Genomic DNA, 15459 nt, shown 5'->3' on the forward strand with positions numbered 1-15459 from the left:
CCCGCTGTTTCCCGCTCGCTCACGCGCTCCGGGGCAGGCGCCGCAGCGCCAGGACGGCGTTGTGCCCGCCGAACCCGAACGAGTTGCTGAGCACGAGGTCGCCGCGCTCCGGCAGGGCGCGCGGGGCCCCGGTCACCACGTCGAGGCCGATCTCCTCGTCCGGCCGGGCGCAGCCCACGGTGGGCGGCACGACCGCGTGGTGCAGGGTGAGCACCGCGGCGACGGCCTCGACCCCGCCCGCGGCACCCTGGAGATGCCCGAGGTGTCCCTTGAGCGCGGTGACCGGCACCCCGCCGCCGCCCGCTCCGAGCACCGCCCGCAGCGCCCCGGCCTCGGCGAGGTCGCCCTCGGTGGTGGCGGTGGCGTGGGCGTTGACATGGACGACGTCGACGACGTGCGCACCGGCGTCCCGGACGGCCCGGCGCAGCGCGAGCGCGACCCCGCTGCCCGAGGGGTCGGGCGCGGCCATGTGGTGGGCGTCGGCGGAGAGCCCCCACCCGGCGGCCTCGCAGTAGATCCGGGCGCCCCGGGCGCGGGCGTGCTCCTCCGCCTCCAGGACCAGGATCCCGGCGCCCTCGCCGTTGACGAACCCGGCCCGGTCCGCGGCGAACGGCCGCGAGGGCGAGGTCCCGTCCTCCAGGCCCAGGTCGGACAGGGCCCGCATGGCGGCGAAGGAGGCCATGATCGCCGGGGTGACGACCGCTTCGGCGCCCCCGGCCAGGGCCACGTCGACGCGGCCGTACCGGATCCGGTCGATGGCCTGCCCGATCGCCTCGGTGCCGGAGGCGCAGGCGCTGGTCACGGTGCGGGCCTCGCCGGTGATGTGCAGGTCGAGGGAGACCTGTGAGGCGGCCTGCGAGGGCACGGTCATGGGGGTGGTGAGCGGGGACACGGCGCGCGGGCCCCTGTCGCGCAGCTTGCGGTCGCCGCCGACGAGGACGGAGGCGTCGCCGAGGATCGCGCCGAGGCTGACGCCGACCCGCTCCGGGTCGAGCCCGCTCTCCCGGGTGCCGCCCTCGGTGAACCCGGCGTCGCCCCACGCCTCGCGCGCGGCGAGCACGGCGAACTGGGCGGCTCGGTTCATCCGCCGGGCCGCGGCCCGGGGCAGCAGTCCGGCCGGGTCCACGGGCACGACACCCGCGGTGCGCACCGGCAGCTCCGCGAACTCCTCGTCCGGCAGCTCCCGTATCCCGTGCCGCCCGTCGAGCAGCCCCTGCCACAGCTCGCCCGTCCCGGTGCCCAGAGGGGTCATGGCACCGAGGCCGGTCACGACGACCCGCCGCGGCCCGGCCTCCGAGGGCCGGCGGGTCGGCCGCGCGTGATGGCGTACGACGTATCCGGCGTGATCGGCGTCGGCCGCCCAGCCGCGCACGGCGTCGTCGGTCACGGTCTCCGTGGTCCGGGAGTCCAGGTCGCGGTGCCAGCGGCCCCACCGCCGCTGGTACGTCACCTCGACGCCCTCCGGGTCGACGGCGCGCAGCCGGGTGACGGTGTCGCCGTCCCGGAACTCGACGGCGTCCAGCCGGGGCGAGGACACGGCGGGCACGGCCGCGGCATCCACCCGCCGCCCGGCGACGACCACCTCCTGCCCCCGCGCCAGGACCTCTTCCCGGTCCGGACCGCCCAGCGGCGGGCGCAGCGTCACCCGGATCGTCTCCGGTGATTCGGGCAGCGTGTGCAGCACGGCACACCACTGCCGCCGTTCGGCCTCGTCCCGCGAGAGGGCGACCAGATCACCGGGGACGACCTCGGCGGCGGTCACTGCGTGGGGGGCGAGGGGGACTTCTGGCAGCTCGGACGAATGGGACATAAGTGGACTGCTTTCTGTGACCCGAGGTGTCGTTCGGCGGACCATTCGAGTGAAAGGGACAAAAAGCAGAAAAACGACGGAAATAGACGTGAGTCCCAAACAGGACGGGTGTACGAATACCCGCAACTCCCATGAACACCCCAGGAGTTGGCCGCCCACCGCACCCCCGCCTGTGCGCCAGGTCACTGCCGCACTCCGGGGCGAGGTGATGCCGTGTGACCTACGGCACGTCAGATGCGCGGGTGGGGGCCGGGGGCGGTCCCGGCGGAGAAAACCAGGTGAGGACTCGGCTCCCCGCGGGCTACGTTGATCGGGCTCGAAGGGGGAACCGTGACCAAGCTGAATCAGATCATCGCCGTGGAGAAGGGCGTCAAGAGCAAGGCGCTCCAGGAGAGTGCGGCGGCGCACCAGAAGGTGCAGAAGCCGGTGCTGCTCGCCGGGATCTCGCGGACGTACCAGCCGAAGGACGAGGAGGGCGAGCAGCTGCCGCCCGAGTCCTCACGGGTGCAGGTGAGGGCCGAGGAGATCCTGCGGGACATGTCGGCGTCCCTGACGCGGCTGTTCGACGTGACCGCGACGAAGGACTGGGCGAACCGCACGGCGTGCGCGGACGTCACGGTGGACGGCCGGACGGTCCTCGCCGAGGTCCCGGTCAGCTACCTGCTCTTCCTGGAGAAGCAGCTCACCGAGCTGCACGCCTTCGTCAAGAAGCTCCCCGTGCTGGACGCGGCCGAGTCCTGGTCGCTGGACCCGTCGACGGACTGGTGGAAGACCGACCCGGTCCGCACGATCCGCACCAAGAAGGTGCCGCGCAACCACGTCAAGGCGGAGGCCACCGAGAAGCACCCCGCCCAGGTCGAGGTGTACCACGAGGACGTGCCGATCGGTTACTGGACCACGGTGAAGTTCTCCGGCGCCCTGCCCGCCCGCCGGGTGAACGAGCTGCTGGAGCGGGTGGAGAAGCTCCAGCAGGCGGTGAAGTTCGCCCGCGAGGAGGCCAACGGCACGGAGATCACCGACCGGCGGACCGGGGAGGCGGTGTTCGGCTACCTGTTCGCCTGACCGGGCGACGGGCAGCCCCATGATCGCCCCCGCGTGCGAGCGCGGGGGTGCGTGACGGGCGCGGACCGGATTGAGGACCGGTGCGCGCCATGAGCGCAAGCTGAAACTGACGTTCAGCCTGACTCGTACGGCCACGGCGAACACCGTGACTGTGCTCAGCCTCAGACTCTCGCTCCAGCTTCAGCATTCGCCACCGATCGCCGGTGGGACCGAGTACGGACGACCGTCGCCGGATGCGAGTTCGAATCTCGCCTGCACTTCTCCGCGGTGCGGTAGTTCAAGGGAAGAACACGGAGGCTTGAACCCGATCCGTACTCTTCAAACACCATCGGCGTGCGCAATGGGGTGGCATCCCCAGGGGCCCGGGAGCTGGATACGTCTCCCGGGTCCCGCCGCGTCTCCTGGGCCCGCAGCATTCCCGCCCGGCCGCCCGCTCCCGCCGCCGTACGTCGTGCGCGCTCACACGAGGCGCGCCACCAGCGGCCCCGTGTCCTCCCCGCGCTCGCGGGCGTCACGCCGGGCCAGCCCGGGGGACGCCCCGGTCCCGACCACCCGCCCCTCGCACAGCACGACCCAACTTCCCTCCGGCAGAACCTCGTTCGGGCCCTCCGGCAGCGTCGCCGCGACCGCAGCGGCCAGCACGGCGTCCGGTTCCGCACCGGCGGCGCCCGCCCGCCGTGCCGGGCCCGCGGCACCGGCCCGCCACTCGGCGGTGGTCCGCTCATCGCCCGCCCGCCGCGACCACACCAGGTGCTGCGCCACGATCAGCGGCCCCAGCGCGGTCAGCAGCGGAAAGCCCTCCGTCAGCGCGCCCACCGCGAACAGCACGCTGATCGCGCTGGTGACGACGACCCCGACGGCCCCCGCCAGCAGCGCCGCCGGGCGCCCGTACGCCTTCGCCGCGACCAGCGGGAACAGCACGAGCAGCAGCAGGTCCCCGAGTCCGACCGCGACCGGATGCGCGCCGCCGGTGAGGGCGAGCAGCGGGGCGAACGGCCGTCCCCGCACCTGCGCGAAGAAGTCGCCGGTGACCTCCGTCAGCGTGGTCGCGACCAGGTCGTAACAGGTCAACGCGGCGGCCAGCGCGGCGACATGGGCCGAGCGCATCCCGCTCTGCGCCCACAGGTTCGCCACCCCCACCACCGCCACGGCCAGCACCACATCGGTCCCGGCGCGCACCCCGGCCGACAGGTCCGCGACGGCGGCCCCCGCGGTCAGCGCGGTCGCCGCCAGGGCCAGGCACCACGCCCAGCGCCCCGAGCACAGCGGCGCCAGCGTGAACTGCACGGCCACGCAGAACACCAGCCCGAACAGCGCCGACACCCACGCGCCCGGCAGCGCGCCGTACAGCAGCGGGGCCACGACCACCCCGACGCACAGCACGGCGACATCCGCCGGGGCGTACACCCCGACCGGCGGCCTGGGCATCGCGACCTTGGCCAGATAGCCGCCGGCCGCCGCCATCAGCAGGGCCACACAGCAGCTCAGCGCCACCAGGGCGATTCCGCTCACGCGCCGCTCCCCTCCTCGGCGGCCGGTGCGCCGCCGTGCGCGGCCACGGCCGGGGTGCGCGCCGCCCGGTCCGCGCCGCCGGGCGGCCGGGCCGCCGTCTCGAAGCTGTGCTCGCGCAGATCGGCGCGCAGCGCCGTGGTGGGCGGCATCGCCGACCGGTCGTCGTACAGCACCAGGCCCGCCAGCGGCAGTCCCGCTGCCGCCGCCCGCTCCTCCAGCCGGGCGCGCAGCGCGGCCGCGGGCAGGGACGGCACGAGCAGGTGCAACAGCGCCCCGCCGTCCGACTGTTCGGTCAGCGCGTAGCGGGCGGGCAGCGGCACCTCGGGCTCCGCCTCGATGAGGTCGAGCAGGTCGCGGGTGGTGACGGCGGCGCTGAGCGGGCCGGTCCAGCGGCCCAGGATCTCCGAGGTGGCGGGCAGATGGGCGAGTGCGCAGCCGGGCGCGGCGGCGGGCAGGCGGACCAGGTCGCCGGTGGCGTAGCGCAGCAGCAGGGTGCACTCGCGGTAGGGGACGTAGGGGGTGTGCACGATCACGCCGGTGCCGCCGGGCGGGGTCGGCTCCCAGGTCAGCGGGTCGAGCACCTCCAGATGCCCGAACTCGGCCGTGTGGTGCAGATGCCCCTGGTCGCACGGAGTGCCCCCGGAGGGCAGCGTCTCGGTCATCAGGTACGAGGTCGCGACGGACGCCCCGAACACGGCCTCGGCGCGCTCGCGCAGTGGCCGGGACAGCACCTCGCCGCCCACCCCGATGCTGCGCAGCCCGAAGTCGGCGGGGCGCCAGCCGTCCCGCTCGGCCCGGTGCACCAGCGCGGAGAGATACGAGGCCGAGGTGCTCAGATGGCTGATCTGCCCGTGCTTGCCCGGCAGTCCGAGCGGCGCGGCGAGCCGATCCAGCGCCTGCGCCGCCTCCAGCGTGCCGAACTGGACGAAGGAGGCGCCGACCCGGGTCGTGGACTCCTCGGCGTTGAGCAGCGGCAGCGTGGCGCGCGAGCAGCCGGCGTAGGCGAGCGTGTCCCGCGGGCCCAGGCCCATGCCCAGGGCGGCCGAGATGGTGCTGAGCGCGATGGTGATGTCGAGTTCGGCCCGTGAGTACCAGACCGCGGTGGGTGTGCCGCTGGTCCCGGTGGTCAGCGCCATCAGCGCGGGCCGCGCGGCGGCCGAGACGAAGGCGCCCGGCATGCCGCGCAGCGCCTTCTTCGGGGTGACGGGCACCCGTGACCAACTGCCGGTCCCGGAGCCGCCGTCACCGTACGGGTCGAGGGTGCCGGGATCGATGCCGAGTTCCCCGAACAGGTGCCGGTAGTAGGCGGTGTGCTCCGCCGCCGCCCGCGCGGTGGCCCGCAGGCTCCGCCGGGTGACCGTGCGCCGCACCTCGGGGTCGATCTGCCCCGCCTGCCCCGGCAGCAGCGCCGAGTCGGCGCCCGGCGCGCCGAACTCCTCCAGGGTGGCGACCAGATCACGGGCGATCCGCTCCAGGTCCCCGGGCCGGATCCGGCTGTTGCGCAGTACGGCCATGCCGTACCGGAGCTGACTGAGGGCGGTGCCGAACAAGGAGAGCCCTCCTGACGGGCCGACGGACGACGGGCCGACCTGCCGGTCGCGGTGGACGGACGGAGAACCGGGCACCGGGCGCACACCGCGCCCGCCACCGCCTCGTCCCCGTCCGTACCGGGCCCGGAATCAGGCCATGTGCGCGAACATCGCGGCGGACAGGGTGCTCAGGGCGTACTTCACGTAGTGCTTCACCATGGTCGGAACCTCCTCGCGGGGCGCCGCCGGTAGGACGGCGCGAGCCTGTTGACGAACGAGCAGCCGAACACACTGCCGACCGGATCCGGCCGGAAGCAGCCGCAGTCTAGAAACGTTCATGAGCCCCGCACCAGACGTCATGCGCGGATAAATCGCCTGAACACTCGATTATTTATGGAACCTCTGAGTCCGTATGCGGCCATGGGTGAGAATGGCCGCCATCGCCGTTGACCCCGGTCACCGGTGACGGTCGTGCGGCGCCTTCTCATCGCGTCGCAGGCAGGCGTGACGGCAGGGGGCCGGCACGCCGGGCTCGCTCCAGTGGGGGGTAATTCCGTGCAAGAGATGATCAAGGGCGCGAACGTGTCGCTGGCGGCCCTGAGCGAGGACATCGGCTCCGTGCTCGTCGGTCTGGGCTGGGGGAGCCCGACCGGCGAGGGCGACGCGGACGTCTCGGTGCTGCTGCTCGGCGCGAACGGCAAGGTCCGCAGCGACGCCGACTTCTACTTCTACAACAACCCGGTGGCCGCCGACGGAAGCGTGCAGCTGCTGGGCAAGACCCCGACCGCCGACGGCAGCGAGGACCGGATCAGCTTCGACCTGTCCGCCGTCCCGGCCGAGGTCGACCGCGTGGTCGTGGCCGCGAGCCGGTACGGCCGTTCCCGTTTCGGCGAACTCGAGGACGTACGCCTGACCCTGGCGGACGGCTCCGGCGAGGAGCTGCTCCGCTTCGCGGTCGACGGCGTCGACTCGGTGAGCGCGCTCATCTTCGGCGAGCTGTACCGCCGGGGCGAGGACTGGAAGTTCCGCGCCGTCGGCCAGGGGTACGACACCGGACTCGCCGGTCTGGCCACGGACTTCGGGGTCGACATCGACGACGACGCCGACGCGGTGGAGGCGCAGGCGGCGCAAGAGGCCCAGGCGGCCCAGGAATCCGAGGAGCCCCAGGAGGCCGTCGAGAGCGTGCCGGGGGGCGGGGCCGCCGAGGCCGCCGCAGGGGTCGAGGACGCCGGGAGCGACCGGGGAGGGGCGAGCGGAGCGGGGAGCACCGAGGCCCCGGCCACGGGCTCGGTCGCGGCTCCGAGTCCGGCCACGGCTCCGAGTCCGGCCGCGGCCTCCGCGGAGCCGCTGGCAGCCGTCCCGGCCCCGCGCCGGCCGGACGACGCCGGGCCGGACGCAACCGGTACCCGTGCCCCGGCCCCCGCCCGGCCGCGCACGGCGAAGAAGAAGGTCACCCTGCCCAAGGTGGTCAGGAAGTCCCTCGCCGAGAACGACTCCTGGCGGGGCGCCCGGCTCTTCCCGGTGTCCGCGCTCAAGAGCGACCGCGACCGCGAGACGCGCGCCACCTCGGTGCTGCTGTCGGTGATGGCCCAGGTGCCGGAGTTCGGCAGGCGGCTCACCGCCGGGTTCGGCGCCCCGGCGGGCCGGATGGAGACCTTCACCGAGGTCACGCTGCCGCACGGCGACTCACCGCGCCGCCCCGACGGCGTCATCCGGGTCGAGCGGGCCGGCAAGCTGTGGACGGCGCTGGTGGAGACCAAGACCAACGGCAACGCCCTCAGGGCCGAGCAGGTCCAGGCGTACATGGACATCGCCGCCCGCCGCGGCTACGAGGCCGTGATCACCCTCTCCAACGACGTGGCCCTGGAGGGCAGTCCGCTCGTCGACGTGAAGATCGACCGGCGCCGCAAGCACAAGGTGGCGCTCAGGCACCTGTCCTGGGCGGAGGTCGCCCACCACGCCCAGCTGCTCATCCGGCACGAGGGCGTCGGCAACGCCGCCCACGCCTGGCTCCTCCAGGAACTGCTGCACTACCTCCAGCACGAGAACTCCGGCTGCCACGGCTTCCAGAACATGGGCCCCGCCTGGGTGCCCGTACGCAACGGCATCGACGACGACACCCTGTGCCACGGCGATCCGCGCGCCCTGGAGGTGGTGGAGAGCTGGGAGCGGCTGATCCGGCAGGTGTGCCTCGGACTGGGCGGCGAACTCGGCCACAAGGTGCTGCCCGTCCAGCGGGCCGGGCGCGGCGCGGACCCGGGGGAGCGGCGCGGCCTCCTCGCCGACCGGCTCTGCCGGGACGGGCGGCTCCAGGCGGAGTTGCGCATCGAGGGGACGCCCGGTGTCCTCGCCGTCACCGCCGACCTGCGCACCGGAAAGCTGCGTACGTCCATCGAGTTGCCGGCCCCCGAGCAGGGCTACCCGCTGTCCTGGGCGAAGCGGCTCGTGCGGTGCCTGGCCGACGCACCGGCCGACCTCCATGTCGAGACCCTCGTCGAGGGGCAGCCGGGTCAGCCGGGCAGCGGTCCCCGGGGGACGCTGGAGCGGCTGCGGCCCGAGCCCGCCGACCTGCTGCCGAAGGACAGCGGCAGCCGCATCACCGGCTTCCGGCTCTCCCTGCTCAAGAGCATGGGCAGTACGCGCGGCAACGCCGAGTCCGGCTTCATCCGCAGCGTCGACGACGCCGTGCACCGCTTCTACACCACCGTGGCCGTGCACGTGGAACGGGCGGTTCCGCGCCAGGGCGCCGCTGCCGCCAAGAAGGCCGCGGCCGCGGCTCCGGCCGTGGCCGGCTGACCGCGTCCGCCGCCCCTCCCGGCCCCCTTCGCGGGGCCCGGCCCGGATAGGGAAACCCCTCTCCCTCGTCGCAGTGCCTGGCCGCCCCCCTCGCCGGATCCCGACACTCGTGCGTCGGCTCCGCTCCGCCGAGGGGCGGGGCCGACAGCACCCGCAGGTGCCCGCCGCCGCCGTACTCACCGCCGCACGCCCCGGCGGCGGGCACCCCCTGCACGAGGCGAAAGGAACCCCCCGTCCTATGGACATACGAAGAGCCGCGCGACTTCTCACGGTCACTCTGGCCTGCGTGTCCGCGTCCGCCATCGCCCTGCCCGCCGCCCTGGCGGCCCCGGGGTCGCAGCCGCATCCGCATCCCTCCGCCCCGTCCGCCGGGCCGGGCGCCTTCGCCGCGGCCCCGTACACGGCCGACCCGGCACCCGCCGTCCGCACCCGCGTCGAGGACAACGCCCGCAAGGTCCTCACGGACCACGCGGGCGCCGCCCACCGCGCCGCCGGGGACGCCTTCTCGGTCCGCAACCTGGTGGTGGACCGGGACGGCTCCGCCACCGTCCGCTTCGACCGCACGTACAAGGGGCTGCCGACCTACGGCGGCGACGTCGTCGTGCACCTGAAGAAGGACGGCACCTACGCGTCGCTGGCCACCGGCGCGCAGACGTCCCCGACGGTGTCCACCGAGCCCCAACTGCCCGCCTCCCGCGCCGCGAAGGTGTCGAGGGCGGCGTTCGAGGGCCATGTCGACTCGGTCTCCGCCTCGCATCTCGCGGTGCGCATGCAGGGCAGCGACGCCGCCCTCGTCTGGGAGACCGTCGTCAGCGGCGTACGCCAGGACCAGACGCCGAGCCGGCTGCACGTCCTGGTGGACGCCCGCACCGGCAAGGTCGTACGGACCAGCGACGAGGTCGACACCTTCGCCGCCCGGCAGACCGCCGGACCGGCGGGTACGGCCCGTGCGACGGGGTCCGCCCCCGCGCAGGCCGGCGCCGCCGCGGCCGCCGCCACCGGCCGGTCGATCTACAGCGGCCAGGTCTCCCTGGACGTCAGCCAGTCCGGCAGCGGCTACTCGATGCAGGACCCGGTGCACGGCAACGGCTACACGACCAACCTCAACCACGCGACCAGCGGCACGGGTTCGGTCTTCACCAGCTCCAGCGGCACCTTCGGCAACGGCACCAACAGCGACCCCGCCTCGGCCGGCGTGGACGCGCACTACGGCGCCGCGAAGACGTTCGACTACTACAAGAACGTCCAGGGCCGCAACGGCATCTTCGGCGACGGCCGCGGCGTACCGTCGCGCACCCACTACGGCAACGCCTACGTGAACGCCTTCTGGGACGGCTCCCAGATGACGTACGGCGACGGCCAGGGCAACTCCCGCCCGCTGGTCGAACTCGACGTGGCCGGGCACGAGATGAGCCACGGCGTCAGCGGCGCGCTCACCGGCTGGGACGAGACCGGTGAGACCGGCGGCATGAACGAGGGCACCAGCGACATCTTCGGCACCATGGTCGAGTTCTACGCCAACAACCCGGTGGACACGCCCGACTACACCATGGGCGAGCTCATCAACATCAACGGCGACAACCGCCCGCTGCGCTACATGTACAACCCGTCCCTGGACGGCCAGTCGCCCAACTGCTGGAACAGCAGCAACGGCAGCCTGGACCCGCACTACTCGATGGGCCCGCTCAACCACTGGTTCTTCCTGCTGGCCGTCGGCAGCGGCGACCACGGCTACGGCAACAGCCCGACCTGTAACAGCTCCACGGTGGCCGGCATCGGCAACGACAAGGCCGCCAAGATCTGGTACAAGGCGCTGGCCTCCTACGCCAACAGCAGCGAGAACTACCATCAGGCCCGGATCGACTCGCTGAAGGCCGCCGCCGACCTGTACGGCGCGCACTGCACCGAGTACAACACCGTCGAGGCCGCCTGGGCGGCGGTCAGCGTCACCGGCGCCGACCCGGTCCCCGGACCCGGCAACTGCGGCGGCCAGCCCGGCTCGCCGACGGTGACCGGCCCCGGCAACCAGAACGGCACGGTGGGCACCGCGGTCTCCCTCCAGATCCAGGCGAGCGACCCCGGCGGCAAGACGCTCAGCTACAGCGCCACGGGCCTGCCCGCGGGGCTGTCGATCAACTCCTCCACCGGCAGCATCACCGGTACGCCGACCACCGCCGGCACCTTCTCGGTGACCGTCACGGCGAAGAACACCGACAACGCCACCGGTTCGGCCTCCTTCACCTGGACCATCACCGGCGGCGGCACCCCGCCGCAGGGCTGCGGCAACCTGCCGGCCTGGAGCGCGACCACCGCCTACGCACCGGGCGACCAGGTCTCGTACAACGGCCACAAGTGGTCCTCGCAGTGGTACTCGACCGGCGCCGAACCGGGCGCGCCCGGTTCCTGGGCCGTCTGGACGGACCAGGGCGCCTGCTGATCGGTACCAGCTGACGCACGAGCAACACCCTTACCCAGCCGGGCCGTTGGTCTCCCCACCAGCGGCCCGGTCCGCATGTCCGGCGGTCCTCCGCACGGCCCCCGCTGCCCCGCTCATTGGTCTTGACCTTTCACCGGGAGCGGTCCTACATTCGGCGCGGTGTGAATGGCAGGTCCATGATCGGCAACGGCGCGCGTATCCGCACCCGCACGCGCTCCGGTGCAGGTGCCCGTACGCGCACGTGTCACCAGACCCGCGCCCGTACCCGCCCCTGACATACCTGAGTCATGGACGAGGCTGTGTCCGGAAGGGCTTGCGGATGACCGAGCCGACCACCCTGCCGACGGACGGCCCGGCACGACGGCGGCCGCCCGCCGTCGCCCGCGACGCCCTCTGCGACACCGTCCGGGCCCAGCTGACCGACCGCGGCGGCGTGCTGCTCACCGGACCCGCGGGCATCGGCCGCACCACCGTCGTCACCGAACTGGTCACCGAGGCGAGCGCCCGCGGCCACCGGGTCCTGCGCTGCTCGCCCTCCCCGGCCGAGCGGCACAGCCCCTACCTCGGCCTCATCGACCTGCTGTCCCCACTGGACGACGACGCCCTCGGCGGACTGGCCACGCACGAGCGGGCCGTGCTCGAAGCGGCCCTGCTGCGCAGCGCGCCGAGCGTGCCGGGCGCACCGGGCGTGCCGGGCGCGTGGGGCCTGGGGGGCTTCCCCGGCGGCGGGAGCGGCCTCGCGGCGGGGACGGGCCTCGCGGCAGGGACGGGGCTGGTCGCGGGGGCGGGGGCAGGGGCGGGCGCGGGGCTGGTCGGGCGGTCCGCTGCGGCCGCGGGAATCCTTCCGTCCGCCATGGTCCTTCCGCCCGCCACGGTCCCTCCGTCTACCACGGTCCTTGCGTCCGCCGTGGCACTCCCGCCCCCGACAGCCCGCCAGGCCACCGAGGCCGGCCCCGCCGCCGCAGCCGCTCAGGCCGCCGACCGCGACGCGCTCGTCCTGCGCATCGCCGTCCGCAAGGCCCTCACCCGGCTCAGCGCCGACGGGCCGCTGCTGCTGGTCGTCGACGACGCGCAGTGGCTGGACGCGCCGACCGCCGACATCCTCCGGTTCCTCGCCCGGCGCTCCGGCCCCGGCCCCGACCCGCGCCCCCGTGTCCTCGTCGCCCTGCGCACGGACACACCGGCGGACGGCCCCGGACACCCCGGCGACCGCGCGGACGGCACCGGGAGCGCGCGCGAGGCACAGGAGCTGTGCCCGCCACCGGCCCGCAGGATCCCCGTACCGCCGCTCACCGCCCACGAGACCGCCGAACTGCTCGACGCGCACGACCAGCCCTCCTGGCCGCGCCCGCTCCTCGCCCGCCTGCACCGGGCCAGCGGCGGCAACCCGCGTACCGCCCTGGAGCTGAGCGCCGCCCTCGACGAACACGTCCGCATCCACGGCGCCGACCTGCCAGGACCCACCGACCCGCTGCCCGTCCCGGACTCCCTGCGCCGTCCGCTCCTGGACCGGATCGACGCCCTGCCCGCCGGTGCCCGGCGCACCCTGGTCACCGCGGGCGCCGCCGTCCGCCCCACCGTGGAACTGCTGCGCCGGGCCGGGCGCCCGCACGCCGAGTCCGACGTGGACACCTGCGTACGCCACGGCCTCCTGGACCTCCCGCGGAGCTCCGACCACGGAGCCCTCAGGTTTCTGGACCCGCTGACCCCCGTGGTGCTCCGCACGGTGACCCCCTACGACCAGCTGAAGAAGACCCACCGCGCGCTCGCCGACGCCTCCGACGACCCCGTCGAACGCGCCCACCACATCGCCCGGCTCGCGGCGGGACCCGACCCGGCCGTGGCCGCCGGCCTGGACGCCGCCGCCCGCACCGCCCGCCGCCGGGGCGCCCCCAGGACCGCGGCGCGACTCGGCCGGATGGCCGCCGAGTACACACCCGCCGGTCAGACGCGCGTCGACATCGACCGCCGCCTGACCGCCGCCGAGGACGGCATAGAGGCGGGCGACTTCGACTTCGCGCGCCAACTCGCCTATGAGGTCCTGGGCGAGGCCGACCGCCCCGCCGACCGGGTGCGCGCCTGGAACGTGGTCATCGACTCCTGCGGCCAGGCCATGGCCGAGATCGCCGACGTCTTCCCGGAGGCCGTACGCGACGCGGGACGCGACCCCGGTCTGCTCGCCCAGCTCAACTACCGGATGAGCTGGCGCGCCTGGATGGTCGGCGGCTGCGCGGCCCGCGCCCGGGAGCACGCCGTACGCGCCGCCGAACTCGCCGCCCGCACCGGCGACCGCCGCACCGAACTCATGGCCCTCACCCAGCAGGCCGCCCTGGAACTCTTCCTCGGCCTGCCCCAGGCCGAGGCCACCCTCGCCGCCGCCCTGGCCGCGCCGCACGACGTGCACGCCATGACCCACCACAACGGCCCCGTCTACCTTAAACACCGCTTCCACCTGGTACGCGACGAACTGGACGAGGCCCGCGCCGAACTGCGCACCCTCGTCTACACGCTGCGCCAGCGCGGCTCGGCCGACAGCCTCAGCCAGTGCCTCAACGGCCTCGCCCAGGTCGAACTCCTGCGCGGCCGCTGCCGCCCGGCCCTCGCCCTCGCCCGGCAGAGCCTGCGCATCACCGAGGACGCCGGGCTCAGCCAGGGCCCCGCCTGGTACACGCTCGCGCTCGCCGAGACCGCGGGCGGCACCCTCGGCCAGGCCCTCGCCGCGGCCGAGACCGCGCGGCGGCACAGCGAGGACGACGACGACCGGCTCTTCCTGCCCCGCGCCCTGCACGCCGAGGGCCGGATCAGGCTCTTCGGCGGCCAGCCCCACCAGGCGGCCGAACTGCTCGCCCGCACCGGCCGGCTGGAGACCGCCCAGGGCCAGCGCGACCCCGCCACCCGGCGCTGGCACGCCGACCTGGCCGAGGCCCTGGCCCTCACCGGCGCCACCGACGAGGCCCGCACGGTCATCGCCCGCGCCCGCAGCCAGGCCGAACGCCTCGGCCGCCCCGGTGTCCTCGCCACCCTCGACCGCGCCGCCGCCACTGTCGACGCCGCCCGCGGCGACCTCGACCGCGCGGTCACCGGCCACGAGAGGGCCGCCGCCCGCCTCCACGCCGCCGGCTACCCCCTCGAAGAGGCCCGCACCCGCCTCGCCCTCGCCCGCCTCCACCGCCGCCGCGCCGACGAGCCCGCCGCCCGCACCGCCTTCGCCGACGCCCTGCGCGTCTTCACCCGCGCCGGCGCCCGCTCCTGGGTCACCCTCACCCGCACCGAACGCGACCGCCCGACCCCCACCCCCCTCCCCGACACCCCCTCCTGGTCCGAACACCTCACCTCCACCGAACGCAACGTCGTCACCCGAGCCGCCCAGGGCGCCACCAACCGTCAGATAGCCACGGGCCTGGCCCTCAGCGTCAAGACAGTGGAAGCAGCCCTGACCCGCGCCTACCGGAAACTGGGCGCGCGGTCGCGGGTGGAGATCACGCGGATCATTCTGGGCGGGGCCGGGGGATAGGCGGGCGGATCACAGAAGGGCCCCGAAACACAGCGGCGGACGATGGGCAGGACGGCTCGTCAGATGCCGTCCCCGGCCGTGCGATCCATCACCTCAGCGCTGCCACGAACGTGAACGCGGCTAGGATCAGCAGCGTGATGACGCAGTATCGGAAGGTGTTGATCGCTGATCTGAGGTATCCGTGCCGCTGTGAATGCTGGAGGATGTCCGTCCAGAGCTCCGCCGTGGCATGGCCGAGGGCCGCATCCAGACTGAGTTCGCCGACTTTCCTCGCGAAGTCACTGTGGCCATCCACTGACTTGAGCGTGTCGCCCCAGTTGAACAAGAACCTGGACGGGATCTCGGCCGCGTGCAGAGTTCGTGTCGTCTTTCGTGCAGCGATGGCGTTGATCGAGTCCCACAGGCTTCTCAGGATCAGCACCAGTGCCAGGACGGCGAGAGCACAGAACAGGCACTCGACCCATAATCTGCGCGGCGACCCGGCAGCTTGGAGATGGTAGTTCACGATCAACAGCGAGCCTGTCGCCAGGACGGCGTTCGCACTCAACAGGACTGATGCCCGAACGAAAGTTGACGAACGAAGCCGGTCGTATCTGTCGATGTGCCACTTCGTCAGGTCCAGTATTTCCGGACTGGACATCGGGCCGTCCGAGCCCTGATTCGGGATCGCCGGCTTCTGGCTGCTCTTCCCCGGTCTGGGCTGTTTCGTATGGGCCGTGCCACTCACTGGTGCTCCTTCCGGCGACCTATAGGTGCGGCTCGGATGGTCGACTCCACGGTCACCCCAAGCGCATCAATC

The 15459-nt window shown here is 73.7% G+C and carries 8 protein-coding genes; 4 read left to right on the plus strand and 4 right to left on the minus strand.

Annotated elements, in window-relative coordinates:
• Positions 1-19 precede the first annotated feature (19 nt).
• Positions 20-1810: a beta-ketoacyl-[acyl-carrier-protein] synthase family protein gene (locus tag B086_RS0136695; RefSeq protein ID WP_037874543.1), complete on the minus strand. Its 1791-nt coding sequence runs from the start codon at positions 1808-1810 to the stop codon at positions 20-22.
• A gap of 330 nt (positions 1811-2140) precedes the next feature.
• Between B086_RS0136695 and B086_RS0136700 the strand changes: the two genes are divergently transcribed.
• A complete protein-coding gene (locus B086_RS0136700; protein ID WP_018571431.1) occupies positions 2141-2872 on the plus strand; it encodes a hypothetical protein in 732 nt (243 codons plus the stop codon).
• 459 nt (positions 2873-3331) lie between these two features.
• Here B086_RS0136700 and B086_RS0136705 read toward each other — a convergent pair whose 3' ends face one another.
• On the minus strand, positions 3332-4384 hold the full coding sequence (locus tag B086_RS0136705) for a hypothetical protein (protein WP_018571432.1): 1053 nt from the start codon (positions 4382-4384) through the stop codon (positions 3332-3334).
• Positions 4381-5934, minus strand: coding sequence for a phenylacetate--CoA ligase family protein (locus tag B086_RS0136710; protein ID WP_018571433.1), 1554 nt, complete (start codon positions 5932-5934; stop codon positions 4381-4383). The genes B086_RS0136705 and B086_RS0136710 overlap by 4 nt, the downstream gene beginning before the upstream one ends.
• Positions 5935-6477: 543 nt before the next feature.
• On the opposite strand from B086_RS0136710, the gene B086_RS0136720 reads away from it, so the two are divergent.
• The 3 genes from B086_RS0136720 (at position 6478) to B086_RS41620 (ending at position 14660) form a co-directional block, all read left to right on the plus strand.
• Complete coding sequence (locus B086_RS0136720; protein WP_018571435.1) at positions 6478-8709, plus strand: TerD family protein; 2232 nt, start codon at positions 6478-6480, stop codon at positions 8707-8709.
• A gap of 286 nt (positions 8710-8995) precedes the next feature.
• The gene (locus B086_RS0136725; RefSeq protein WP_018571436.1) at positions 8996-11146 is read left to right on the plus strand and encodes a M4 family metallopeptidase; all 2151 of its coding nucleotides are present in this window, start codon (positions 8996-8998) and stop codon (positions 11144-11146) included.
• Between the two features lie 319 nt (positions 11147-11465).
• The gene (locus B086_RS41620) at positions 11466-14660 is read left to right on the plus strand and encodes an ATP-binding protein (protein ID WP_018571437.1); all 3195 of its coding nucleotides are present in this window, start codon (positions 11466-11468) and stop codon (positions 14658-14660) included.
• Positions 14661-14748: 88 nt separating this feature from the next.
• Here the strand turns inward: B086_RS41620 and B086_RS0136735 are convergent, their stop codons facing one another.
• Positions 14749-15387, minus strand: a complete 639-nt coding sequence (locus B086_RS0136735; RefSeq protein WP_018571438.1) for a hypothetical protein — start codon at positions 15385-15387, stop codon at positions 14749-14751.
• Positions 15388-15459: the final 72 nt, after the last annotated feature.

The sequence above is a fragment of the Streptomyces sp. PsTaAH-124 genome, from assembly GCF_000373685.1.
Classification (GTDB): domain Bacteria; phylum Actinomycetota; class Actinomycetes; order Streptomycetales; family Streptomycetaceae; genus Streptomyces; species Streptomyces andamanensis.

What these genes read in the sequence shown, in the direction of transcription:
- B086_RS0136695 (WP_037874543.1), bottom strand. Translation starts at nt 1,810, where the DNA reads ATGTCCCATTCGTCCGAGCTGCCAGAAGTCCCCCTCGCCCCCCACGCA.
- B086_RS0136720 (WP_018571435.1), top strand. Translation starts at nt 6,478, where the DNA reads ATGATCAAGGGCGCGAACGTGTCGCTGGCGGCCCTGAGCGAGGACATC.
- B086_RS41620 (WP_018571437.1), top strand. Translation starts at nt 11,466, where the DNA reads ATGACCGAGCCGACCACCCTGCCGACGGACGGCCCGGCACGACGGCGG.